Raw genomic sequence first — 24,258 nt, 5'->3', positions numbered from 1 at the left:
AATTTTAAGTTTAATGGAGTTTTAAATGCTTCGACTATCGACCACCCTACTCGCTGCATCACTCATGGCTGCAACTGCACAGGCTGAACAGGTTCAGATACCGTTTGAGGGTTTAACACTGAACGGCAACCTTGAACTGACGGCTGATAAATCCCTGGCAGACGGTGTACTGATGCTGACGCACGGCACCCTGGCTCACAACGAGATGGAGATCATCAGCTACGTGCAGGAACAGATGGTCGATTACGGCATCTCTACTCTAGCCATCAACCTGAGTTACGGCCTAGATAACCGCGAATCAGCGATGTACGACTGTACCCTTCCGGCTCAACACACCATGCAGCAAGCACTGGCTGAAATGGATGCATGGCAAACCTGGCTAGATGGACAAGGCGCAGGCGATCGTTGGGTAATGGGTCACTCGCGTGGCGGCAACCAGACGGCTCAGTTTGCTGCAGCTAACCAAGATAAGATCAAAGGCCAAGTTCTATTAGCACCTGCAACTTGGGACTACACTAAGACCATAGAGGGTTATGGCAAACGCTATGAAACGCCTATCGAGCCGATTCTAGAAAAAGCTAAGGGAATGGATCCTAAGGCGATGATCGATGGCATCAGCATCATCTACTGTGAGAACAGCGGTGCGTCAGCTGAAGCGGTCCTAAGCTACTACGGTAACTACCCTGAGTACGACACACCCACCGTGTTAAAAGAGACTAACATCCCTACTCTGGTCATCGCAGGCAGCTTGGATACCGTGGTTGCAGATCTTCCTGAAAAGATGGAAAGTATCGACAAAGAGAACATTGAACTAGTAGTCGTTGAGGATGCGGATCACTTCTTCTTAGATCTGTTTGCCGACGAGGCGGTGGAATATGCGGTCGATTTTATCGAAAACCTGTAGTGCACTTCTTCTCAGCTTGGGCCTTATGATAAGCGCCCAAGCCGAGGTAACACTTAAGACAGCCACAGATCTTCAGTCGCTTGGTAAAGCGAACCCAAATGAAGTGATTGTTCTGTTGGTCTCTCAGGATGGTTGTGCCTTCTGTGTTACCGTCAAAGAGGACTTCCTAAAACCTCTTTTACAAACGAACGATGCACCCCCTATTCAGGTACTGGATCTGAGCAACCCTACTCCCGTCATCAACTTTGATGGCTCAACGGGCTCGGCAGAACAGGTCGCTAAGAGCTTGGGTGGACGCTTCACCCCGACCATTCTATTTGTCGATGCAAAGGGCGAGACTCGCGCTAAAAAGATCGTCGGTGTGAACACGCCAGAGTTCTACGGTTACTACATCGATGAAGCGATTAAATCGGCTCGTAACAGCTTTTAACCTCAGAAACTAACCGCAAGCAGAGGGCTCTCTGCTTGCATCCCTTCTATCAGAGCAACATAATAGCGCCCCTTCACCTAATCCGCATTTAGAGGTTTTATGCTCTGGTTTCGTAACGCCATTTGGTACCGTTTTTCTCCCAGTGATTCATTTAATGAAGCCGCACTGATGGAGGCGCTAGAAGCCAGACCCTTCGTACCCTGTAAAGGCGCTGAACCACGTTCAGTGGGTTGGGGTGAAGTGGCGCCTGGTGTCATAGATCTACCGGTACTGACCAGTCACGGTTTTCACCTAATCTCACTGCGTGAAGAGGAGAAGATCCTCCCTTCGAGTGTGATTAAAGATCAGCTCAACGAGAAGGTAGAGCAGATAGAGGCGACTGAAGATCGTAAGGTCTACCGTAAAGAGAAGGTGCAGCTTAAAGACGAGATTACCCTGACGTTATTGCCACGTGCATTTACACGCCGTAAAACCACACGTGCTCTTATCGCGCCTCACCATAAACTACTGATTGTGGAGGGCAGCAGCTTTAAGCGCGCAGAAGAGCTGCTAAGCACACTGCGTGAAGATCTAGGGTCACTATCGGTAAAACTGACCTCGACCGCGCTTCCGGCCAACAAAGTGTTCAGCGACTGGCTACTAGAGAACCGTGATCTACCCCGTGCACTTGAGCTGGGCGCTGTCACCGAGTTTACCGATCCTTTAGAGACCAGCAGCCAGATCAAGATTAAAGGCCAAAACCTGACTGACAAAGAGATCCAAGCGCACCTTAGCGGCGGCATGTTAGCAGAGCGCCTAGAACTGGTGTGGCGCGATCAGCTGCAGTTTGTCATGCACTCGGATCTAACCCTGCACTCGATTAAAATGACGGATCAGTACCAAGAGCAACAGAGCGACCGCGAGCAAGAGGACGAAGCACTGGCACTGGATGCTGATCTAGCCCTGTTGGGCATTGAATTTACCCGCCTACTCCCTGAGCTTTTGGAAGCCCTGGGCGGTGAGGCAGAAGAGGCTTAATTTTGGCAAAGACCTACTCCGTAAAAGAGATCTTCTACACCCTACAAGGCGAAGGCTTTCACGCAGGACGCCCTGCGGTGTTCTGTCGCTTTACCGGTTGTAATCTTTGGAGTGGTCGTGAAGCCGATCGAGTGGCTGCAGTCTGCCAATTCTGTGATACCGATTTCGTGGGTACGGATGGTCAAAACGGCGGCAAGTTCACCTCCGCCGAAGCCCTGGCACAAAGGATCGCTAGCTTCTGGCCAGATCCTAAGCAAGGACAACCCTTTGTCGTCATCACCGGGGGCGAGCCTGCCCTGCAGATGGACAGCGATCTGATCGATGCTCTACATAACCAAGGGTTTGAGATCGCCATTGAGACCAACGGCACCCTACCGCTTCCAAACGGAATCGATTGGGTCTGTGTCAGCCCCAAAGGGAGCTCCGAGATTGTTCTTTTAGAGGGCCACGAACTCAAACTGGTCTACCCGCAAAAAGAGCTCAGAGCACAGCCAGAACAGTTCCAAAATCTAAGCTTCGAACACTTCTACATCCAACCCCTGGATGACCAAAACGCGCTTGAAAATCGTGCACGTTGTATCGAATATTGTATGCAAAATCCTCAATGGAAATTGAGCATTCAGACCCACAAAATCCTTGACATCGACTGATCGTTTTTAACCTTTAATCCTCTAAAATCGAACACCCCAGTAACCATGCGGGCTAGCAAAGTGTGCTCACATTATCTGTGGATAACCCTGTGCACAGAGTCATCGAAGGGGAACTAAAGCGTCATAAAAAGGTAAAAGCAGCAAATTGGTTAAAAATTAACCAATACTATTAAAGCTTAAATAAACAATAACTTAAATAGGTAATGTAATCTTGAATTGTCTATTTTGGGCCTAACCTGATCTTAATGTCGAAAATAGAACTTAAGTTAGCACTTTAGCGACACTGATGCAGAATTACTCACTCGCCTCTTTAAAAAAGCGCTCAATATCATCTCTTAGCACCCTGCCTATGTGTCGGCCCTTTCTAGTGACAAGCAACTCATCTTGGCCACTCGATTGCATCAACTCCATCGCTTGTAACAGGGTCGCTTTGGACTCAATCACTACCTGATTATCTGTAGCAAAATCCGCATCACTCTCACTCAGCTGAATCATTAACTCTTTAACGCTGTGGCTGGTCATGACGCGTCTGTAGATTTTCGTGTTTCGACTCACCCCTTGAAGCAACAGCAGTCGCTCAAAGATCGAGGGGCGGTTAAACAGCGATCGCATGATCAGGTCTGAGAGTACGATTACCGTGAGGGCTAGCGTTAGGGTGTGGACATTGCCGCTTAGTTCAAATACGGCCAGCAGCGCTGCCAGTGGTGCATGTATGACCGCTGATAACATCGCAGCCATTGCGATTAGCGATAGGCTTGCCTGATCAATCTCAAAATCGGTACCGAGTAATTGATACCCAAGGATGGATCCAATCAACGCGCCTAAGGTAAGCGAGGGGCCTATCATTCCTCCAGGTATGCCTAGGCCGATTACTAGAGGCGGTATAAATAGGTAGAAGAGGAGTAATAGATAGAGGGCTTGTTCCGCATAGGCTTGATCAAGCGTACCCAGCATCACTTCGTGTACTGGGGTGAACAGGATCGGCTCATAAGCAACCAGCGCACCGACTAATAGACCGGAGAAGATCAATTTCGCTGGCCAATATTGCCCACGCTGCTTTGCTAATCGCGTGACGATCTCGTGAAACAGAAACGCCCCCACTCCAATAAGGGCTGCCAACAGCACTAGAACCGGCAGGTGAGCAAACAGGTCACTGCTTTTCAGGCTGTGGCCCAACAGCTCTGGCGAACCAAATAGAGCTCTGGAGATGGCATCGGCACTGATGGAAGCGACAATAATGGCGGTAAAGCCGACCAGGCTGTATTCAAGAAGAATGACCTCCATTGCAAACAGGACACCGGCCAACGGGGTATTGAAGAGCGCGGCAATGGCGGCCGCAGAGCCGCAACCTATCAGTAGCCTTTGATAACTGTTAGAGACGCCGACTTTGGTGCCCAACCAACTACTGAATGCTGCACCAATATGAACACCAGGCCCTTCACGACCTACGGGTTGTCCGGTGCCTATGGCTAGTGTCGCGCCCACTATCTGATTCAATAAGTTTTTAAAGGGTAAGGCGCCATGTTGGTAAGAGAGGTGCTCAAAAAGATGCGGTATGCCCACTCGGCGACTGTCTTTAGATTGACCACTCCAAAAGAGCCATAAGAGCACAGAACCCGTTACAGGCAGAGCAAAAAGAACCCAAGGATCAGATGTCGACAACCCAAGCCCGCTAACCAGTTCAGTCGGTAGCGTAATGAGCCAACGGAACAGCCCCATCACCAAAGCGGTGACGACGCCGACGGCGATACCTAATAGCACAAGCTGGGGTAACTTATTAAACGACGCTCTACTTGAGTTAGGTGTCGTATCTGACGGCTTTGAAGACATGTCGCTAGGCCAATAGTCATGAATGAATAGACAAAATTTTATCACATTCATTTTACAGACACTCTGGCCCTGAATGCCTTAGTCACTTATCCTTATCAAAGTTAACTCTGGGAGCTTTCATGCAAAACGAATTGGATACCCGCCGTAAAGAGGCCGAAAAAGTCACACTCATTGGTTCAGCCGTCGACCTCTTTTTAGGGGTGACTAAAATTGTGGTTGGTTTTTTTGCCAACTCGGCTGCCCTGATTGCTGACGGTGTTCATTCGCTCTCAGATCTTGCCACCGATTTTATGGTGATTGCGGTTCTGCGCATTTCTCATCAAGAACCCGACGAAGATCACCCTTGGGGGCATGGTCGTTTTGAGACGGTGGGTACCACGGCGCTGGGTGTTGTCTTGATTCTGGTGGGTCTTGGTATGGCCTACGAGTTAATCAGCAATCTATTCTCAGGTGTCCCTGCCGAGGTGCCTACCTGGCCGGCTCTGGTTGTTGCTGCTATCTCAATCATCTCTAAGGAGTGGATCTTCCGTTATAGCCTTGCGGTGGGCAAGCGCCTTAAATCGGATCTATTGATTGCGAACGCCTGGCACTCTCGTACCGATGCACTGTCATCGATTGTGGTGTTTGTTGCACTCATTGGGGCCATGCTCGGCTGGGTTTGGCTTGATGCTGTTGCAGCAGTATTGGTAGCGGGCCTAGTCACTAAGATCGGTTGGGGACTGGTTAAACGCAGTCTTACGGAGTTGGTTGATACCGCCCTACCCGAAGAGCAGGCCGCCGAGTTTCGTGCTGTTGTGAATGAGGTTGAAGGCATCATTAACGTTCACGACTTCAAATCGCGTCCAATGGGAAGCCAGATCATTCTTGAGATGCATCTTCAGGTTGCGCCGCATTTAAGCGCCAGCGAAGGCCACTATTTAGGTGACCAAGCGGTCTGCGCGTTGACCGAGGCGTTCCCGGAGATCAGCCAAGTGATCTTCCACATCGATACCTACAATGATGAGCATTTAGATGAGTTGAGCTGTCCGATCATGCCGACTCGTGGCACCATTAGAGAAGCCGTAGATGCAGCATTGCACGATGCCGTTGGCAGCAGCAGTGGATATCAGCTGCAGCTCTACTACTCACCGAAGAAGGTTGATTTAGAGATTCGTCTACTACCGGCTATGCAGCCGTTGCTGGATGAGAAATCACTTACGCCCAGCCAGTTGAAGCAAGCGCTCAAAGAGACGTTAAGCAAACACAGTTGGCTTCACCATCTAGAGGTGTTGGTTGTAGCGCAATAGGTAGTAACACACTGGTATCGGCCATCTAACAAACCGATACCAGTGACTTCAATGCTTAACGGGTTTTCTGCCTCATCGTAACAAACTCTTCAGCAGCGGTTGGGTGTATACCGATCGTTCGATCGAAATCACGTTTAGTCGCGCCAGCGGTGACTGCAACAGCAAGACCTTGCAAGATTTCACCGGCATCCGCCCCGACCATATGAATACCCACGATTTTGTCAGTAGCAGACTCCACGATCAGTTTCATCAGTGTGCGCTCTTCACTACCCGAGATGGTGTGGCGCATCGCTCTGAAATCAGAGACATAGACATCCACGCTGTCAAAGCGTTCACGCGCCTGCTCTTCCGTTAAACCCAGGGTTCCGATATTGGGCTGGCAAAAGACTGCCGTTGGGATTAACTCATAGTTAGGCAGCTCGCCCTCATCGCTGCCATAGAGGTGATCAACCAACGACATCGCTTCAGCGAGTGCGACGGGCGTTAACTGAACACGATCGATCACATCACCTAAGGCGTAAATTGATGGCACTGAGCTTTGAAAACGATCATTAACCTCAATGGCACCTTTGTTATTCAGCGTAACGCCGGCTGATTCGAGCCCAAGGTTGGCCGTTTTAGGCACACGACCTGTGGCATACAGAATCTGATCAACAACACGGACTTCACCGTTAGACAGGGTCACATCGAGTGCACCGTCAGAGCGTTTCTCAATGCTAGCGACATCGGTATTAAAGCTTAATTTAATCCCTTTGCGAACCACTTCAGTTGCCGTGAACTCACGAACCTCTTGGTCAAAGCCACGCAAGAATAGATCGCCTCGGTAGACCAGTTCCGTTTGTGCTTGCAGACCAGCAAAAATACCGGCGAACTCAATGGCAATGTAACCGCCACCGACCACCATGACGCGCTGTGGGAAGCTGTCTAGATCAAAGACTTCGTTTGATGTGATTGCGTGCTCTTTACCAGGAATATCGGGCACAAACGGCCAACCACCAACTGCCACTAAAATACGCTCAGCCGTTATTGTTTCACCATTCACGCTGACTGAATTAGGACCTGTCACCGTCGCACGTCCATTGATGCGGGTACAACCCGAGTTATCCAACAATTTACCGTAGATACTATTGAGGCGAGCGATCTCGTGCTTTTTGTTATCACGCAGCGTCGCCCAATCAAAGCTGACTGAGTCTGCATTGACACCAAAGCCGCGCCCCTCTTCGATCTCTTGCATGTACTCCGATGCATAGACATAGAGTTTTTTAGGCACACAACCGACGTTGACACAGGTACCCCCCAAATGGAGATCCTCTGCCACGGCCACTTTAACCCCTTTCGCCGCCGCCATACGCGCCGCACGCACACCACCAGACCCTGCACCAATAACAAAAAGATCGTAATCGTAACCGCTCATGCTCTACCTATCTGAGATCATTAATATTCAATCACTTAAGCTTACCCTGTGTGAGAGGCTGCATCCAATTAAGAAGCGCAAATGATGTGATTGAGTGGGGCTATTGGCACCGGTGTCTGGCCTTCAGCCTGACATCCACTATCTCAGCGTTTTCCAGGTAAGTAGTAAAGCATACTTGCGGATGACAGCCTGAAGCCAGTCACCGAAAAGATCGCCTCATCTTTGATAAGGCTCCAACAATAACAGGGTTATTCTTTTAACCCTCCCCCATTTTCGGTAGCATCCAAGCCACTAAACTTTGGAGGTTGTTATGTTTGTTGTCTCGTTTAATACCAATGGCATTCGTGCGCGTTTTCATCAGTTGCAGGCTTTGGTGGATAGCCACTCGCCCGATGTCATCGGTATTCAAGAGACCAAGGTGCATGATGATCAGTTCCCGATTGAAGAGATGGAGAAGCTGGGTTACCACGCCTATTTCCATGGTCAAAAGACCCACTACGGGGTTTGCCTTCTCTCCAAAGAGCCGGCTTTGTCGATTCAAAAAGGGTTTGTCACCGATGATGAGGATGCTCAACGTCGCATGATCATCGGGGATTTCAAAACAGCCAAGGGAGAGACACTGCGTGTCATTAACGGCTATTTCCCGCAAGGCGAGAACATAGCTCACGAGACAAAATACCCCGCTAAACGCAAATTCTACGCTGATCTCAGTGACTACCTACAAAATGATAATGACCCCAACAGCAATCTACTGGTGATGGGGGATTTGAACATCTCTGCGACCGACAAGGATATCGGTATCGGTGAACCCAACCGTGTGCGCTGGCTTAAAACCGGTAAAACCAGCTTCCAACCCGAGGAGCGTGAGTGGTTACAGCGCCTGTATGACTGGGGACTGGTTGACTCATTCCGTGAGCAACATCCTGAAACCAACGACCTGTTTAGTTGGTTCGATTACCGCAGTCGCGGGTTTGAAGATACGCCTAAACGGGGTCTGCGTATCGATGCGATCATGCCGACCAAACCTCTAATGCAAAAGTGCGTGGAGACCGGCATCGATCTGGATATTCGCGGTATGGAAAAACCCTCTGACCATGCACCAGTCTGGGCTAAGTTCGATCTTTAAATACTTTATTGATCGTGAATAACCAAAATATCGGACTCTATTCTATTTAAAAGACGTGCGGTGGTGCTGCCCATTAAGAAGCGCTCCACCCACCCTTTTTCGGGTGCGCCCAGAATCAACAGATCGATCTTCTCTTGCTGACAGAACTCAGGCAATTTTTCATCCGCATCCCCCACAATCAATTTAAGCAGTGGCGAACCCAATGGACGGTTTAGAGGTTCAATCAACGATTCAATTCTTTGACGATGCTCCTCACCCACCTGTTTTTGAAGCGACTCAAAATCTTCCACTAAATGCTCATCATAGATGACGCTCTGTGGAAGTGTTTGAAAACAGTGAACGACATGAAGCTCAGCTGACAGCCGTTGTGCAAACTGATCAGCCACCTCAAGCAGTTGCTTCTCCAACTTGTGATTTCGACTATCCAGGTGGAAAGGATCAATGGCTACAGCAATCCTTGGGTGGGCCTGCCAGGGTTGATCATTGGCTAGCAGAACCGGTTCATGGAGACGACGCACCAACTCTTGTTCATCACCGCCGATTAGCCAATCCAACAGATCATGTTTTCTGACACGGGGTACCACCATCAAGTCAGGCTGGTAACGATCTGACTCTTCTAGTGCCGCTTTAAGAAAGCTAGGGTGCCAACGAATATCAGCCGCTACATCCTGTGGTAGGTCTAACTCTTCGATGTGCCGCTCAGCTTGGTTGAGCCTGTGCGTCACATAGAGTGCCAACGCATCCTCTTGTGATGGTTGATCTTCCGCCGTCGCCGTTTCAAACGCAGCGTTATAGACCGACTGAAACCACTCAATATGAGACGACTCTGCACAGAGTGCCGACGCTTTTAACAGTGGCTGCGGGGAGTAGTGTGACTCTTCACTGGTGACCAGGACTCGTTGGAACATAAATACTCTCCTACCCTCTACTATGCGATTAATTGCAGTATAGCGTTAACTGTCGAAATGAGCGTGACTCAGCGCAATTAAGGGCGATTAAACGATGCGAGTGGATAATAAAAATTTACAAACACCCATCAAGTCGTTATATTCAAAACTGCTAATTAAGCAAATCAACATCCCTTTTGGGACAGATCAATACCGAGTTCAACTATGACAGATACACAACGCCTACCCGCAGACACATTAGAGCTAATGCGTGAAAACTCAAAAGAGGCCGCGCGCTTGATGAAGGCACTCGCGAACGGTAGTCGCTTGATGATTCTTTGCTACTTGGAAGGTAAAGAGCTCTCTGTCACCGAACTAAACGAGCATCTGGATCTTAGCCAGTCTGCCCTGTCACAACACCTAGCGGTGCTGCGTCGTGATGGCCTAGTTAAAACTCGTCGAGATTCGCAAACGATCTACTACTCACTTGAAGGCGATCGTGCACAACGAATTATCAGCACTCTGCACGGTATGTACTGCGGTATTTAAATCAATAGCATGTACAACAGGCTGCCCAGCGCAATGCTGAGCAGCGCATTTTTGCTCAACCACTGAGTCACGGCCACCAGTATTAAACTTCCCAGACTGATTACCCACTGTTGATTGGCCATCGGCAGATCAGAGACCGCATACACCACCAACAGCACCATCAAAACCGGTGGCAGATAGCGACCCAGATACTCCAGTAGTGGGTGCTGACTGTGACGCGATAAAAAGAGAAACGGTAGCGCACGTGTTGCCACTGTTGCCAACGCTGCTAACGCTATAAAGCTGATCAGATAGAGTGACTGGTCCATCGCTGCCTCAAGTAGTTAATTAACATTAGAACCAGTGCGGTAGTGATCGATAGCAACAGCATCTGATCTTGCCAAAGCCAAATGGCAATCAGCCCAATCAAACAGGCTATCAACATCAAACCCGCCGCTCTATGCGTTCGATACTGTTCAACGGCCAGTACCACGAACAGTGCTGGCAGCACTATCTCCAAACCTAAATCGGGCAGTGTCAGTTGAGCACCCAATAGTGCACCAATCAATGTACCGAAAACCCAGTAGCTCTGATTGATGCCTGCCAAGCGCCAATAATCTTGCTGCTGCAGGCCGCTCTCTTTTGGCAGCCCGGTAATCAGTGAGAAGGTCTCATCGGTCAATGCGAAGACCATATAGGCCTTACGCCACCCAGTAAGCTTTAGCGAAGATAGCAGTGTCAGGCCATAGAAGATGTGGCGACTGTTCAGGAGGAAAACAGCCACAAACACTTCTAACAGCCCTGCATGATTGGCAATCAAACCCACCGATAAAAACTGGGCAGAGCCGGCAAACACAATGACGCTGAATGCGACGGCCCAATACCAATCCAATCCCAACTCGGTGACAAACAGCACGCCGAAGGCCATCCCAAGTGGAAGGTAGCCAAATAGAACCGGCAATGAGAGTCTAAAAAGATGCATGCATTCACTTCTCGTAAAAAAGCGATCCTCGCTCAGGCTCTTGATCAGGTCAACTTTATAGATAGTTAAAATATCGATTTTTATTGAAATCAGATTGAAAAAATTAATTTTCTCAAAATTCTAAGCATGAACTATATTCCGCATTAACGGTAACCCTCGACCGTGACTAGCGTCAGAACTGAGCGATCAATTTTATAGAGTGAGATTAAGAGATGGGCAGCAAAGTCCGTGTCGATGAAAAGATCGAAGACCTCGACGATTGGAATGATCAATTCGAAGAGCAAGAGAGCCAACGTAACCGATCCAGATACACTGCTAAGCGCAGACGTCAGATCGAAGATATTATGGATGATCGCGTTCTAGCCAGTCAGTTACGTGACGCTTACGACGAACTTTACTAGGCCTAAGTCTTAATAAAAAAAGGTTGTGGTCAAAGTTTAACTTTGTTTATATGGAGTTGACTGAAGTTGACCTTAATTATTGAGGGCAAGTTCGGCACACCCGACCGGTGGCAGTATCAATAGCTGACACCGGTCGACCTCTTCTTCTTTCCCTACTTCGCTTCTGATACTATCTCAGCTCAAATTTATCCATTTGTAAGGTTTCGTTATGAGTAAGTTTTGGAGCCCGCAGATCAATGATCTCGTTCCTTATACACCCGGTGAACAACCTAAGGTTGCCAACTTAGTTAAACTCAACACCAATGAGAATCCTTACCCCCCTGCACATGGGGTTCAGGAAGTGTTAAACGCGTTTGAGACCGATCGCTTACGCCTCTATCCAGATCCTGAGTCTTCTGCGCTCATCAACGAGCTTTCAACCACTCTGGGTGTGCCTAACGAAAATCTATTTGTCGGTAATGGCTCAGACGAAGTGTTGGCTCATGCGTTTATGGCTTTCTTCCGTCAAGAGAAGCCACTGGTCAAACCAGACATCACTTACAGCTTCTACGATGTTTATGCTGATCTATATGGAATTGAGATTAAGAATCAAAAACTTAATGATGATTTCTCAATCTCTTTAGAGGATTACCCACTGGATAATGGCGGTATCATTTTTGCCAACCCGAATGCTCCTACTGGGTTAGCTCTGCCGTTAGATCAGATCAAAAACCTACTCGATCGCAACACTGAAACGGTGGTATTGGTGGATGAAGCGTACGTCGATTTTGGTGGCGAATCGGCCATTGAGCTAGTGAATCAATACCCTAACCTAGTAGTGACACAGACCTTCTCTAAGTCGCGCTCACTTGCTGGTTTGCGCATTGGTTATGCCGTCGCACAACCCCATCTGATCGACGGTTTAAATCGAGTTAAAAACTCATTCAACAGCTACCCTATGGATATGCTCGCGATCGCTGCTGGTGTTGCCTCATTGAAAGACAGCGCCTACTTCAAGGAGATGTGTGACAAAATCATCGCAACGCGCGAGACCACTCGTGATCGCCTTGAAAAGCTAGGTTTCAACATACTTCCATCAGCAACCAACTTCCTCTTTGCCGAGCACCGGTTTATTGAGGGGAGTGAGTTGATGGGCTATTTACGTACTAAAGGGGTGTTAGTTCGCCACTTCAGTCGCCCTGAGATCGCGAACTTCCTTCGCATCACCATTGGTACCGATGCTGAGATGGATGCATTGATCGACGCACTCAAATCGCACCCTGATATGGTCGAGCTAGACGCTTGAACCAATCAATAGCGTCACAACAGGACTCACACAAAGAGTATCGACAAGGACTCTTCCAAGGCACCCTAGCCTATCTAATCTGGGGTTGCTTTGGACTCTACTTCACCCTACTCGCCGAGGTACCCGCCGACGAGGTGTTAGCACACCGTATTGTCTGGTGTGTGCTCTTTGTTGGCTTGCTGATTCTTCTACAGAAAAAAATCCGTTCCACCTGGACGATGTTAACGTCCAAGAAGACGCTGTTCTGGTTAACCATTTCATCACTGCTAATCAGTGGTAACTGGTGGATCTATATCTGGGCGGTAGGCAGTGGCCAAGTGATCGCGGCCAGTCTGGGGTATTTTCTGTCACCTTTGGTTGCGGTGTTGTTGGGGCTGATCTTTTTTAAAGAGCAACTCAATAGGCTACAAAAAACATCGGTCTTTTTTGCCTCTGTCGGGGTCTTATGGCAGATAGTCGCCATTGGCGAGTTCCCATGGATCGCTGTTAGCCTCTCGCTGCTGTTCGGCTTTTACGGCGTCGTGCGTAAGCAGATAGCGGTCGATTCAGTCAGCGGATTGTTGATTGAGACCCTAATCATGTTGCCGATCGCTCTGATCTACCTAAGCTTGCTAGCCACCCAGGGTGTTGATCATTTCGGAGCATTCACTTGGGAGTTAATCGGTGCCGGCGTCATGACCGCTGTTCCACTGATGCTGTTTGCCTCTGCCGCCAGAAAGCTTCCGTTAGGTACCGTAGGCTTCCTAAACTACATCGCCCCGATCATGCAGTTTCTTAGCGCTGTGTTCATTTTGAACGAAGCCTTCGGCATCGATCGTTTTATCAGCTTTGCTTTTATTTGGGTGGGGCTGATTGTGTTCAGTGTCGATCTATTTCGTAAGGCTAAGGCAAACGGTTAACAGCGGTGTCAGACCTTAGGTCAGACACCAGAGTGTTAAACTGGCTACGCAGCTGCGGGTCTGACCTTTGGTCTGATCCAACTGTGCCTAATTTTGTTGGAGCGGTTTGAAAAGGCCGCGAACAAAAAAGGCCTGACAGTGTCAGGCCTTTTTGCTTCAAGTGGAGTGTTTAAGCACTCAACTCTAACAGCAGTTTGTTCAGACGAGCTGTGTAAGCTGCTGGATCCTCTAGCTGACCGCCGGTCGCTAGTTGAGCTTGATCCAACAGAATCATTGCCAGATCAGCAAAACGATCTTCATCGGACTCTTGATCAAGCTTACCGATCAGTGGGTGCTCTGCGTTGAACTCAAAGACGGGTTTAGTCTCTGGAACTGCTTGGCCAGCCGCTTCCATGATACGACGCATCTGTAGACCCATATCGTAATCCCCAAGCACCAGACAGGCTGGAGAGTCGGTTAGACGCTGTGAGACACGGACAGAGTCGACACGGTCGGTAAATACACCGCCAAGACGTTCAATCAGTGATGCGTACTGCTCGTTCTGCTCCTCTTGAGCTTTTTTGCTCTCTTCAGACTCTTCACCATCCAGTTTCAACTCGCCTTTGGTGACGTCTTGGAACGACTTGCCTGAGTAGTCCATCAAGTGGCTCATCATCCACTCATCAATGCGATCAGTCAGAAGCAGCACTTCAATGCCCTTCTTACGGAAGATCTCTAGATGTGGGCTCGCTTTAGCCGCGTTGTAGCTATCGGCAACTAGGTAGTAGATCTTCTCTTGATCTTCGCCCATACGCTCGATGTAGCTGTCCAGGCTAACGTTCTGATCGCCGTTGCTGTTCTCGGTCGATGCAAAACGCATTAGCTTAAGAATGCGCTCACGATTCGCATGATCTTCCGCAGGGCCCTCTTTCAAGACCTGACCAAACTCTTTCCAGAACTCTAGGTACTTCTCGGCATCCTTCTTAGCGAACTTCTCGATCATATCGAGGCTTCGCTTAGTCAGAGCGGACTTCAGCTTATCAACGTTTGGATCTTTCTGAAGAATCTCACGAGAGACGTTTAGTGATAGGTTTTTCGAATCAACGACACCTTTAATGAAGCGCAGGTAGAGCGGCAAGAACTGATCCGCTTGATCCATGATAAAGACACGCTGAATGTAGAGCTTAAGCCCTTTAGGTGCTTCACGGTTCCAAAGATCATACGGTGCTTTGGACGGTAGGTAGAGAAGACTGGTGTACTCTAAGTTACCCTCAACGCGGTTGTGGGCCCAGCTAATTGGCTCCTGGAAATCATGAGAGACGTGCTGGTAGAAGTTTTTGTACTCCTCCTCGGTCACCTCTGACTTGTTCTTAGTCCACAATGCCGTTGCGCTGTTAACCGTTTCGATCTCAGGCGCATCCTTTGATGACTCCTCATCACCCTCTGCCGGCATGGGCTGTTTCTCCATCTGCACAGGCATCGCGATGTGATCTGAGTATTTGGTGACTAGAGAGCGAAGGCGCCAATCGCTGGCAAACTCTTTCGCATCCTCTTTCAGAGTCATGACGATACGCGTGCCACGCTCGGGCTTGTCGATGGTTGCGATATCGAACTCGCCTTCACCCTTAGAGGACCAGTGAACACCCTCTGCCGCGTCTAGACCAGCACGACGGGTGTATAGATCAACCTGATCAGCCACAATAAAGGCCGAGTAGAAACCGACACCAAACTGACCGATCAGTTGTGAATCTTTTGCAGCATCGCCGGTCAGATTTTGCAGGAAGCTAGCGGTACCTGATTTAGCGATGGTACCTAGGTGCTCAATGACCTCATCGCGCGACATACCGATGCCGTTATCTTCGATGGTAATGGTATTGTTCTCTTCATCAGCAGAGACGCGAATACGCAGTTCACCATCGTTTTCGTAGAGGTCGGCGTTAGACAAGGCTTCAAAGCGTAGCTTTTCAGCCGCATCTGAAGCGTTGGAGATCAATTCACGTAGGAAGATCTCTTTATTAGAGTATAGAGAGTGAATCATCAGCTGCAGCAGCTGTTTCACTTCGGTTTGAAAGCCAAGAGTTTCTTGTTTCGTTTCGGTTGTCATAGCTTAGACCTGAATTCCCAAGTTACTGATTAACACTCCATCAGATATGGGGGATGCCGATCTAATTTCAACCCTTGGCGTTGATATCAGTACTCATCATTAAGGTTCTTAGCGTCGAAGAGCTGAATTCACGACGATAGAGAATCCAGACAACCACTGCACACAAGAACATAAAGAGCCAGGTATTGACCATCCACCCTAGCACTGCGATGGCAAAGTAGTAGGTTCGTAGGCCGGCATTAAAGTTATTTGCCGCCATACTGGCCATGCGAGCCGAGCGTTCTGCGTGCATATCGAGAGTCCGTGGATCGGCATTCTCTTTGGGGTTGGGGCCGCCACCAATCATGACCGAGACAAATCCATACTGGCGAATAGACCAGGTGAATTTAAAGAAGGCGTATACAAACATCACCATCAGCACGATGATGCGCAGGTCCCACTGCAGTCTGGTCATCGGCTCCGTGAACGGCAGTTCCGAAAGAAGGTCGATCGCCATATCAGAGCGAGAGAGCAGGGTCAGAAGACCGGCCAAAATCAGCATCGTGGTGCTGGCAAAGAAGGTGACACCACGCTCTAAGTTGGTGATCGTCGTGGTATCAGCCACCCTCACCTCACGATCCAGCGCCGCGCGCATCCACTCCTTACGATAGAGGTGCATTAGGCTAGCCAGACAGGTAACGCGATAACTGGCGCGCTTAGCGTAGACGAAATAGCCGTTGAAACAGATCAAAAACCAGATCAATGCGACCAGGTCCAGATTGAGTGAGATCAGCATCTCTAACAATGAGTTCATGCATTGCCTCCTTGCTGCGCTTGACGCTGTGCTGCCGTTAAAGCGCGATCCAACGCGTTGGCAAACTCACGACGATCTGCCTGACTCATACCCGATTGGCCACCAGACTGAATACCGCTAGCGCGCATGGTTTCGTAGAAGTCACGCAGATTGAGGCGCGCTTTGATGTTCTCTTTCGTTAAGGCCTCGCCACGATGGGTAAGTACGCGAGCCCCTTTATCGATCAGATCATTAGCCAACGGAAGATCTGTAGCGATGACAAGATCACCAGCGGTCACTCGATCAACGATCTCTTGATCAGCCTGATCGGCACCCTGAGGGACTCGACGCCAGTTTAAATAGGGGGAATTAGGTAACTGATAGAAGTGGTTTGCAACGAACTCCATCTCTACTTTTCGATTGAGTGCTGCCTTGATGAGAATATCTCTAATCACCACAGGACACGCATCCGCATCAACCCAAACTTTCACACTCATTCCTTGAAATCTAAGAAGCGTTCAGTATCCCCTCTTCCCCGTCGAGAAAACAAGTCTGAAACTGATATAGATGATCAATTTCACACAATTGGTAAGATAGAGAGGAGGTCAGATGGGGACCTACTCGATTTTTGGGACGGTAACTGGTGTTGTTCATTAACTCAAACACACTCAGATCGATCGTCTCAAATCGATTCTGACAAACGCCTATTGGACGCCAATGGCGATCGCTAAACCAGTCATACAGCCCACCCAAAAACTGATCAAACGAGTCGTGAGGCAGTTCAAAGTTAGACGTTTGACTCTTCACAGACTCAGCATCTAACTGAAGACCCGAGTGAATCAATGACTCGCATATCCATTGATAAGAGTGAGTTGAGAGTGTTGAGTCTGTTCCACCGCCAACATCTCCATGCGATCCGGCAAACCACCGCTGCTCAACACTCTGATGCGCCTCAAGCATAGGTGACCAGAGTGTCGGTATGAAATCAGCACGATGCTCATCAATGGCCAGTGCTTGAAAGCCTCGCTTCACATTGGAAGCTAAGCGTGTGTCATGAAAGCCCCAAAGATAGCGGTTTAACTGTTTAAAGCTACCTAATGGAATGCCCAACGACCCGACGGTATCCCAAACGGCAATCGCCTCAATCTGAATCTGAGTGGCAAACTGGGCTTTGAAGCGATTTTGTTCACGACGGGTGCCGCGTCTGTAGAGCTGGTAGCAGGATTCGAACTGCTCTAGATGCTCAAATTTAAGCAGACCCAATCGATCAATAAGACCTGACAGGCTTCTCGCCGCAAATGCCCCTCGACTGTAGCCGACCAGGTAGACCCGATCGCCCGTTTGGTAGTGCTCCATCAACCATAAATAGGCTTCGGCTATCTTGTCAGAGAGCCCCCAACCAAAGATACCTCCTCGAATCTGTTGCCAGGCTGAAGTACCAACGCCAGAGAGATAATGGACCTGTTGTGGGAGATCTGTGTCTGAATTGTGAAGAGCCTCAACCAAGCGCACAACATGGCTGTTTTGATCGCCATCACTCAAATCCGAATCGGTTTTTTGCCAAGTACCATCAAATGCTAGCAGTAAATTGCGCACCAGATTCTCCTGTCATTATTAGAAGTACTGTGCGCTTGAGATCGCTATGATGAGCAGGTTAAGAAGATTCCCTCTGCCCATTTCGGTGGAGCATCTGCATAGTCTGCCAGTGGCGCATAGTACTTGGTTGGTTCACGAACCATGGCAAGCAGATGATTCACGCGTTGATAGTCACCTTGGTGAGCGTCGCGAATCGCCTCTTCACACATGTAGTTACGTAAAATATAGACAGGATTTAAGGTTTTTGCGTAATCCAGACGTGATTTTAGTTGCTCATCTTCTGAGTGACGTACTGCATAGAATCGGCTTAACCAGTCTGAAAAGGATTCGGGACTCTCTACTTCAGCACCCAAAGCCTCGCCCTTTTCTAGATCCGTTAAAGCCAGCAAAAAACGATTGAGATCACCCTGCTGTTTTTCTAACAACGCGAGCATCTCATCGATCAGCGCTTTATGAGTGACCCCTGGATTCGGTAGTGCCAACCGCTGAGAGAGCTTAGTGTAATAGGCGTCAAAATAGAGTGTTGAGAATCTCTCGAGTTGAGCTTCCAGGTTGGATTTATCTATCAGAGGGATTAACGCCTGAGCTAAGGCCGCAAGATTCCACTGCATGATGCTCGGTTGATTACTGAACGCGTATCGACCTCTGTCATCGTTTTTATTGGCGATGTGATCCGGCTCATATCGATCCATGAAGGTAAACGGACCATAATCAAAGGTCTCTCCTATGATCGACATATTGTCGGTATTCATCACGGCATGAACAAACCCGTAACTCTGCCACTGTGCAACCAGGTAGGCACTTCGCTCAACAACCTGTTGATACATGAACAGGTAGGGATTTTCAGTCAGTTTCGCGTCAGGGTAGTAACGATCGATCACGTAATCGGCAAGCTGTTTCAGGTCCTCATGCTGACCTGAATAGTAGAAGTACTCAAAGTGGCCAAAACGTATGTGACAAGGTGTCACCCTAAGCACTTGAGCACAGGGCTCTGCCCCATTTCGAAGCGTAAACTCCTCACTGCCAAAAATAGCCAGCGCACGTGTGGTGGGAATGCCCAGACCAAACATCGCTTCACTGACAAGGTACTCACGAATACTGGAGCGAAGCACCGCTTTGCCATCAGCAAAGCGCGAATAGGCTGTTTTACCCGCCCCTTTAAGGTGGAAATCCCATCGATTACCAGCAGGGTCCAGATGCTCGCCGAGCAAGATACCTCGCCCATCACCGAGATCTGGGTTATAGACACCGAACTGGTGACCTGTGTATTTCATGGCCAAGGGTTCGGCACCCTCTGGGCCCTGTTCAGTGGTGAAAGTTTCCACCAACTGACTGGGCGCCCATTCACAGGGGTTTAGCCCTAATGCTTGAGCCAGTGGTGCGTTGAAACTGATTAGATGCGTGTTCTTTAACGGAGTGACAGAGACCGACTGATACCAATGAGAGGGTAAACGGGCATAGCTGTTATCAAAATTGAGCTTAGACATGGCTAATCCTCAAACTTATGAGCCTCTGAGGTAATACTCTCTAGACGATTACCAAGAAGAATTACTTGGCCACGGTAGCGCTGATCGCCGGTCGTGGTGAACTCAAACTGATATCGACGCCAGGGTGCCAAGCGGCCTCTATCATCTCGTTTTAGCCAAAGCGCACGCAAAGAGACATTTTGGTCCAACAGTTGCAGATCCAATTTGTTGCAGTAACTCTCAACCGCTTTAAGTGCGCGCTCTCTAACGGCTAGGCCTTTGTACCAAATATAGATAACAGCAGCGACTAGAGTCAGGAGAAAAAGATCGGTAAGTTCAATAAACACGCTGATGGCCTATAAAGTGTGAGAATGTCGACAGTCTAATCAAGCAACTTTATTTAGTATAGAGGCGATCGTATCGCCACCGTGCCCAGCGCTTATAGGCCAGATTAGCTATGGGCTTGATGATTGGCCAACCAAGAATGCGCCAAATCCAACCCCAGCGGGTATGCTGCCAAGCGGCTATGTTCGCATCGATTCCAGTTACCCACTGATCACCACGCTGCAGATGAAGAACCTTAAGCATGTTAATACGCTCCTCTTCTGTCAGTTGATCCGATACCTCATGGATATCTTGGAGTTCTAACTGTTCTCCCTTAATGACTGCCAACTTATCCATCTCGGCAACACAGAGCGAACATTTTCCATCGTAGTAGAGTGTCTCTTTCATGTAAGAAGATACGAAACACTTCTCAAAGCGGATGACCGGATAATCTGTCGATTAAAACAGATTACAGATCGCGGTTAACTGGCTTTTTGCGATTACCACCAAAACGGCGAGGTTTACGTTTGGGTGTTCCATCAGCCGGTCTATTGCGTCTTGGTTGATTTTGACGCGGTGCTGGTTGTGCAGATGCACCCTCCGCTTTCTGCTTTGGTTTCTTAGGTTTTTTCGGTTTTTTCGGTTTCAACGGCGGTTGTAGCTTAGACTCTGGCAGTGGATTGTTTGGAGCAAACCCCTTCAAGTCGCGACGTTCGAGAAGCTTTTGCGTCAAACGTTCAACCGCTCGAAGCTGATCGAACTCATCAATAGAGACCAAGGATACCGCCTGACCCACACTGCCGGCACGACCGGTGCGGCCGATACGGTGTACATAATCTTCTGCCACGTTGGGAAGATCAAAGTTAATCACATGAGGCAGCTCTTTAATATCGATACCACGTGCTGCTATGTCGGTAGCCACAAGGATCTGAATATCGCCCTGTTTAAAAGCTTGTAAGGCACGCGTGCGAGCGCCCTGGCTCTTATTGCCATGGATAGCCGCTGCCGTAATACCCGCCTTATCCAGCTGAACGACCAGACGGTTTGCACCATGTTTAGTTCGGCTGAAGACCAACACCTGAAACCAGTTATTGGTCTTGATCAAATCGATGAGAGCCGCTGTCTTGCTCTTCTTATCAACCCCAATGACCCACTGCTCAACGGTGTGGGCGGTCGCATTTTCTGGTGAAACCGAGACCTCTACAGGGTTGTTGACGATGTCGTGGGCAAGCTCTTTGATCTCTGGGGAGAAGGTCGCAGAGAACATTAGGTTTTGACGCTGTTTAGGCAGCAGGTTAAGGATCTTGCGAATGTCACGAATAAAGCCCATATCGAGCATGCGATCCGCTTCATCTAATACCAGCACTTCAAGCTGATCAAAACGAACTGCATTCTGCGAGTAGAGGTCCAAAAGGCGACCCGGTGTCGCTATCAATATATCCGTACCCGAGCGAAGCTTTTGCATCTGTGGGTTGATCTTAACCCCACCAAAAACCACATTGCTTTTGAGGTCGGTGTATTTGCCATAGAACTCAGCATTGTCTTGGATCTGAGCCGCCAGTTCACGAGTCGGTGTCAGCACTAATGAACGAACATTGTTGCTTTTTACCTTAGGGCCAGATTGCAATCTCTCGAGCAGAGGCAGAATAAAGCTAGCAGTTTTACCCGTTCCCGTTTGCGCAGCCGCCATAACGTCCTTACCGGACATCACGGCAGGAATGCCTTCACGTTGAATAGGAGTCGCTTCTGAATAGCCTTTTTCAGCTATTGCACGAGTAAGAGGAGCCGAAAGGCCAAGAGATTCGAAAGACATGAGGACACTCAAAATGTTAAGGCGCGCACAGTAACATAAAGCGTGGCTAGGCACACGTGAAAAACCATTGTGCTCGTTCTCAGTCGGACGGGGACTACTGGCACGAGATTTGAATCTGGCACCCTGTTCCCCGTCCGACTGAGAACGAGCTAACCTGAATAGGCGAAGCGATGTTTTTGACATTTCGCTTCGACCTTAGGGCTAGCTCCAGTAGGACTCCGTTGCGGGCTTATCGCGAAGTCCTATTGTAGGAGGGAATTCAGCTCTGCTGAAACCCCGATCGATTTCAACAGCGGGTGACAGGCTGAAAGCCAGTCACCATAGTTCGTAGGAAGATCAGCGCTCCAGTGACTGGCTTTAGCCTGTCACCTGCTTCAATTTAAACCTTTCTCCACGAGAACCAAGCCGCTAGCAGTGCGGTTAACAGCGATACTGTCAGGGCATTGGTTGTGACGCTCTCTAAAAGCTGTGGATCAGACTCCCCTATTGCGGCGCCAGCAAAGTAGAGTCCAAGTAACAGGGTAATCACCGCCATTCCGATCAACTGGCCACTCTGTCTCGATAGACTGAGGATGGCTGAGCCTATACCCATTCGCTCTGCAGGGAGTGTTGCCAGTGCGGCGGAGTTGTTTGGGGTAGAGAACATGCCATGGCCCGTTCCAATCACCATTATACAGAGCCCGATCACCCAAAGTGGTGTCTCGTGATTCATCAACGCTAACGCCAGTAAGCCAAGGGCTATGGACAAACTTCCTCCCGTCGCCAGTAGACGGTGCCCTATTCGATCAGAGACGCGTCCTGCCAGAGGCGCGATGATCGTCATCATCAACGCTTGAAGCATCATCAGCTGCCCAGTATCCGTTGGCGACAGTTGGCGGTTGTATTGCAGATAAAGTGACAAAATCAGGACAATGCCGTACTGGCTAGCGTACATAAACATGGCCGCGGTTGCAGAGTTGATGAAGGTTTTATTCTTCATCATCAAGTCGATTCTCACCAGTGGAAATGCCTGTTTGCCAGACCATTTGATGAAGAGATAACCCAGACCTACTCCTAAGAGTGCAAGCAACCAACCGTTGAGTTCAATCAGGCGAGTACTGCCAAAATAGAGAGCTGCAATGGCGGCTGAGAAAATGGCTGTACCGACCCAGTCGATCTTATGCTTTTCACTGCTTTTCCATTCACCCGGAATAAACAGTCGAATCGATAAAATGACCCCTAGCAATATCGGTACCGGCAACATAAACACAGATCGCCAGCCAAACAGATCGACCAACCAGCCACCTATTAGCGGGCCTGCAGTCATGCCGAGATAGACGGCTGATGTCATCCAACCCAAAGCGGCCCCTCGTCCACCTGCTGCGTAGATACGGGAGATCATGGCCATACCCGCGCTGGCTAGGATAGCCCCGGCAGCCCCCTGTACCACACGCCCTGCTAACAGTATTTCAATATTGGGCGCAAAAGCCGCCATGGCACCACCCAACGCAAAGAGACCACAACTGATGAGGAAAGCCTTTTTGAGACCGATTAGATCCGATAGACGACCGCCTGGCAGTTGGGAGATCAAACTCACCAGAAGGAAGATGGCCGGTATCCAACTGATCAATACCGCATTGACTTGAAGATCTTGAGCAATGGCAGGTAGTGCGACCAGAGATGCCGACACGGCTAAAGGAAACTGCAGAATCGCTAGACTGAGGATAATCAGTGCTTTTAGTCGAGCTTTTGAATAACGCTGATAGTAACGCGCAAACTGTGTCATCTAACGTCCTTGTGAAAAAATTTTAGCCATCAGCTAAATGTCAGCTTTGCACACTATTATGTACACAGCTGTTGTAAACACCCCTTTGAGAGGGTGAAGCCCTTTCCCCTCTCTTTCTTTTTTCTTCCCTTAGATGGCCCTGTCTGTGTAGAGCTCAACATTGGTCAGTTGTGCTACTTCATTGATGTAATCTACAACCTGCGTGGGCATCTGAAGATCTTTGATCACGGTTAAGTTGCGTAACATTGGAAAAATCATAACGTCATCCCAGCTAAGCTGCCCACCTCTATCCGAAGGCTTAATCAGCTTAGGCAAATCATTTAAGACCTGCTCTACAAGGGCTTGGTGTTCAGCTGTATTGTCCAGAGCTTGCTCAAAACTACACTCAATCATCGCTTCCTTGTTCACACGATAAAAATCAATTGCCGATTGAGTTTCAAACTCAGGCAAACCGATCTGTACATTGCGAGGAAAAAGCAGAGAGAAGATCGCGCGATTTACTGACATCAGTGGTTGTGTGAAACGATCAGAATCACCACCTTCGACTATTACCTGATCAGCCTTGCCTAACTCATCCAACTTATGAGCGATATCCAGACTTTCGCCCATAGATTGGCCATCAATCTGTAAAATCGGCACCATTTTTTTGCCAACACGCTCAATACAGCTGTCGGCATCGTCATTCAGCAGGTAAATCGACTCAAAATTAACCTGTTTGTATTTAGCGACCATGTCAGCACGAACACAGAATGGACAATGATCATATTGGAAAAGCTTCATAACACCTCTCTTACATCGGG

The 24,258-nt window shown here is 49.0% G+C and carries 25 protein-coding genes; 10 read left to right on the top strand and 15 right to left on the bottom strand.

All coding sequences use genetic code 11. The features are described 5' to 3' along the window. Window positions 1-25 precede the first annotated feature (25 nt). The 4 genes from XMM383_RS01190 to queE all read left to right on the top strand — a co-directional run bounded on the left by XMM383_RS01190 (window position 26) and on the right by queE (window position 3,001). Window positions 26-904 carry an alpha/beta hydrolase gene (locus tag XMM383_RS01190; protein ID WP_173482392.1) on the top strand — a complete coding sequence of 293 codons (879 nt, stop codon included), beginning with the start codon at window positions 26-28 and terminating at the stop codon, window positions 902-904. Window positions 905-929: 25 nt separating this feature from the next. Continuing rightward, complete coding sequence (locus XMM383_RS01185; protein WP_173482391.1) at window positions 930-1,334, top strand: thioredoxin fold domain-containing protein; 405 nt, start codon at window positions 930-932, stop codon at window positions 1,332-1,334. A 99-nt stretch (window positions 1,335-1,433) separates the two neighbouring features. Continuing rightward, the gene (locus XMM383_RS01180; protein WP_173482390.1) at window positions 1,434-2,351 is read left to right on the top strand and encodes a recombination-associated protein RdgC; all 918 of its coding nucleotides are present in this window, start codon (window positions 1,434-1,436) and stop codon (window positions 2,349-2,351) included. Further along, complete coding sequence (queE, locus tag XMM383_RS01175) at window positions 2,351-3,001, top strand: 7-carboxy-7-deazaguanine synthase (RefSeq protein ID WP_173494524.1); 651 nt, start codon at window positions 2,351-2,353, stop codon at window positions 2,999-3,001. The genes XMM383_RS01180 and queE overlap by 1 nt, the downstream gene beginning before the upstream one ends. A gap of 294 nt (window positions 3,002-3,295) precedes the next feature. Here the strand turns inward: queE and XMM383_RS01170 are convergent, their stop codons facing one another. Beyond that, window positions 3,296-4,831, bottom strand: a complete 1,536-nt coding sequence (locus XMM383_RS01170; RefSeq protein WP_173494394.1) for a chloride channel protein — start codon at window positions 4,829-4,831, stop codon at window positions 3,296-3,298. A 119-nt stretch (window positions 4,832-4,950) separates the two neighbouring features. Between XMM383_RS01170 and XMM383_RS01165 the strand changes: the two genes are divergently transcribed. Further along, window positions 4,951-6,117 (top strand): cation diffusion facilitator family transporter, encoded by a 1,167-nt coding sequence (locus XMM383_RS01165; protein WP_173494393.1) that lies wholly within the window; start codon window positions 4,951-4,953, stop codon window positions 6,115-6,117. A gap of 55 nt (window positions 6,118-6,172) precedes the next feature. On the opposite strand, the gene gorA is transcribed toward XMM383_RS01165, so the two are convergent. Beyond that, the gene (gene gorA, locus XMM383_RS01160; protein WP_173494392.1) at window positions 6,173-7,531 is read right to left on the bottom strand and encodes a glutathione-disulfide reductase; all 1,359 of its coding nucleotides are present in this window, start codon (window positions 7,529-7,531) and stop codon (window positions 6,173-6,175) included. Window positions 7,532-7,841: 310 nt separating this feature from the next. Between gorA and xthA the strand changes: the two genes are divergently transcribed. Continuing rightward, entirely contained in the window at window positions 7,842-8,657 is an 816-nt protein-coding gene (gene xthA, locus XMM383_RS01155) for an exodeoxyribonuclease III (RefSeq protein WP_173494391.1), read from the top strand. 5 nt (window positions 8,658-8,662) lie between these two features. Here xthA and XMM383_RS01150 read toward each other — a convergent pair whose 3' ends face one another. Next, on the bottom strand, window positions 8,663-9,565 hold the full coding sequence (locus tag XMM383_RS01150) for a universal stress protein (protein ID WP_173494390.1): 903 nt from the start codon (window positions 9,563-9,565) through the stop codon (window positions 8,663-8,665). A 204-nt stretch (window positions 9,566-9,769) separates the two neighbouring features. Between XMM383_RS01150 and XMM383_RS01145 the strand changes: the two genes are divergently transcribed. Then, a complete protein-coding gene (locus tag XMM383_RS01145) occupies window positions 9,770-10,093 on the top strand; it encodes a metalloregulator ArsR/SmtB family transcription factor (RefSeq protein WP_254442871.1) in 324 nt (107 codons plus the stop codon). On the opposite strand, the gene XMM383_RS01140 is transcribed toward XMM383_RS01145, so the two are convergent. Together XMM383_RS01140 and XMM383_RS01135 are read right to left on the bottom strand one after the other, a co-directional pair. Then, a complete protein-coding gene (locus tag XMM383_RS01140; RefSeq protein WP_173481496.1) occupies window positions 10,090-10,401 on the bottom strand; it encodes a branched-chain amino acid transporter permease in 312 nt (103 codons plus the stop codon). The two genes, XMM383_RS01145 and XMM383_RS01140, sit on opposite strands and share 4 nt — an antisense overlap. Next, a complete protein-coding gene (locus XMM383_RS01135; protein WP_173484244.1) occupies window positions 10,380-11,054 on the bottom strand; it encodes an AzlC family ABC transporter permease in 675 nt (224 codons plus the stop codon). Before XMM383_RS01135 ends, XMM383_RS01140 begins: the two co-directional genes overlap by 22 nt. 212 nt (window positions 11,055-11,266) lie before the next feature. On the opposite strand from XMM383_RS01135, the gene XMM383_RS01130 reads away from it, so the two are divergent. From XMM383_RS01130 to rarD, 3 genes are all read left to right on the top strand, one after another. Further along, window positions 11,267-11,455, top strand: coding sequence for a PA3496 family putative envelope integrity protein (locus XMM383_RS01130; RefSeq protein WP_173494389.1), 189 nt, complete (start codon window positions 11,267-11,269; stop codon window positions 11,453-11,455). A 208-nt stretch (window positions 11,456-11,663) separates the two neighbouring features. Beyond that, window positions 11,664-12,740, top strand: coding sequence for a histidinol-phosphate transaminase (gene hisC, locus XMM383_RS01125; protein ID WP_173494388.1), 1,077 nt, complete (start codon window positions 11,664-11,666; stop codon window positions 12,738-12,740). Continuing rightward, window positions 12,737-13,639, top strand: coding sequence for an EamA family transporter RarD (gene rarD / locus XMM383_RS01120; RefSeq protein WP_173488952.1), 903 nt, complete (start codon window positions 12,737-12,739; stop codon window positions 13,637-13,639). The genes hisC and rarD overlap by 4 nt, the downstream gene beginning before the upstream one ends. A 169-nt stretch (window positions 13,640-13,808) precedes the next feature. Here rarD and htpG read toward each other — a convergent pair whose 3' ends face one another. The 10 genes from htpG to grxB form a co-directional block, all read right to left on the bottom strand. Further along, window positions 13,809-15,722, bottom strand: coding sequence for a molecular chaperone HtpG (htpG, locus tag XMM383_RS01115; RefSeq protein WP_173494387.1), 1,914 nt, complete (start codon window positions 15,720-15,722; stop codon window positions 13,809-13,811). Window positions 15,723-15,789: 67 nt separating this feature from the next. After that, window positions 15,790-16,515 carry a DUF599 domain-containing protein gene (locus XMM383_RS01110; RefSeq protein ID WP_173494386.1) on the bottom strand — a complete coding sequence of 242 codons (726 nt, stop codon included), beginning with the start codon at window positions 16,513-16,515 and terminating at the stop codon, window positions 15,790-15,792. After that, the gene (locus tag XMM383_RS01105; protein WP_173494385.1) at window positions 16,512-16,985 is read right to left on the bottom strand and encodes a YaiI/YqxD family protein; all 474 of its coding nucleotides are present in this window, start codon (window positions 16,983-16,985) and stop codon (window positions 16,512-16,514) included. Before XMM383_RS01105 ends, XMM383_RS01110 begins: the two co-directional genes overlap by 4 nt. Window positions 16,986-17,001: 16 nt before the next feature. Continuing rightward, complete coding sequence (locus XMM383_RS01100; protein WP_173494384.1) at window positions 17,002-18,090, bottom strand: DUF2235 domain-containing protein; 1,089 nt, start codon at window positions 18,088-18,090, stop codon at window positions 17,002-17,004. A 44-nt stretch (window positions 18,091-18,134) separates the two neighbouring features. Beyond that, window positions 18,135-19,577, bottom strand: a complete 1,443-nt coding sequence (locus XMM383_RS01095) for a YdiU family protein (RefSeq protein WP_173494383.1) — start codon at window positions 19,575-19,577, stop codon at window positions 18,135-18,137. Window positions 19,578-19,579: 2 nt separating this feature from the next. After that, window positions 19,580-19,903, bottom strand: coding sequence for a DUF3301 domain-containing protein (locus tag XMM383_RS01090; protein WP_173494382.1), 324 nt, complete (start codon window positions 19,901-19,903; stop codon window positions 19,580-19,582). Window positions 19,904-19,952: 49 nt separating this feature from the next. Further along, a complete protein-coding gene (locus tag XMM383_RS01085) occupies window positions 19,953-20,288 on the bottom strand; it encodes a thiol-disulfide oxidoreductase DCC family protein (protein ID WP_173494381.1) in 336 nt (111 codons plus the stop codon). A gap of 61 nt (window positions 20,289-20,349) precedes the next feature. Beyond that, window positions 20,350-21,693, bottom strand: a complete 1,344-nt coding sequence (locus XMM383_RS01080; RefSeq protein ID WP_173494380.1) for a DEAD/DEAH box helicase — start codon at window positions 21,691-21,693, stop codon at window positions 20,350-20,352. A gap of 379 nt (window positions 21,694-22,072) precedes the next feature. After that, a complete protein-coding gene (locus tag XMM383_RS01075; RefSeq protein ID WP_173494379.1) occupies window positions 22,073-23,458 on the bottom strand; it encodes an MFS transporter in 1,386 nt (461 codons plus the stop codon). Between the two features lie 129 nt (window positions 23,459-23,587). Continuing rightward, window positions 23,588-24,238 carry a glutaredoxin 2 gene (gene grxB / locus XMM383_RS01070; RefSeq protein WP_173494378.1) on the bottom strand — a complete coding sequence of 217 codons (651 nt, stop codon included), beginning with the start codon at window positions 24,236-24,238 and terminating at the stop codon, window positions 23,588-23,590. Window positions 24,239-24,258: the final 20 nt, after the last annotated feature.

This window comes from Marinobacterium sp. xm-m-383 (genome assembly GCF_013283255.1).
Lineage (GTDB): Bacteria > Pseudomonadota > Gammaproteobacteria > Pseudomonadales > Balneatricaceae > Marinobacterium_E.
The sequence above is the reverse complement of the archived record's forward strand: the minus strand, read 5'-3'. Positions and strand labels throughout refer to the sequence as shown.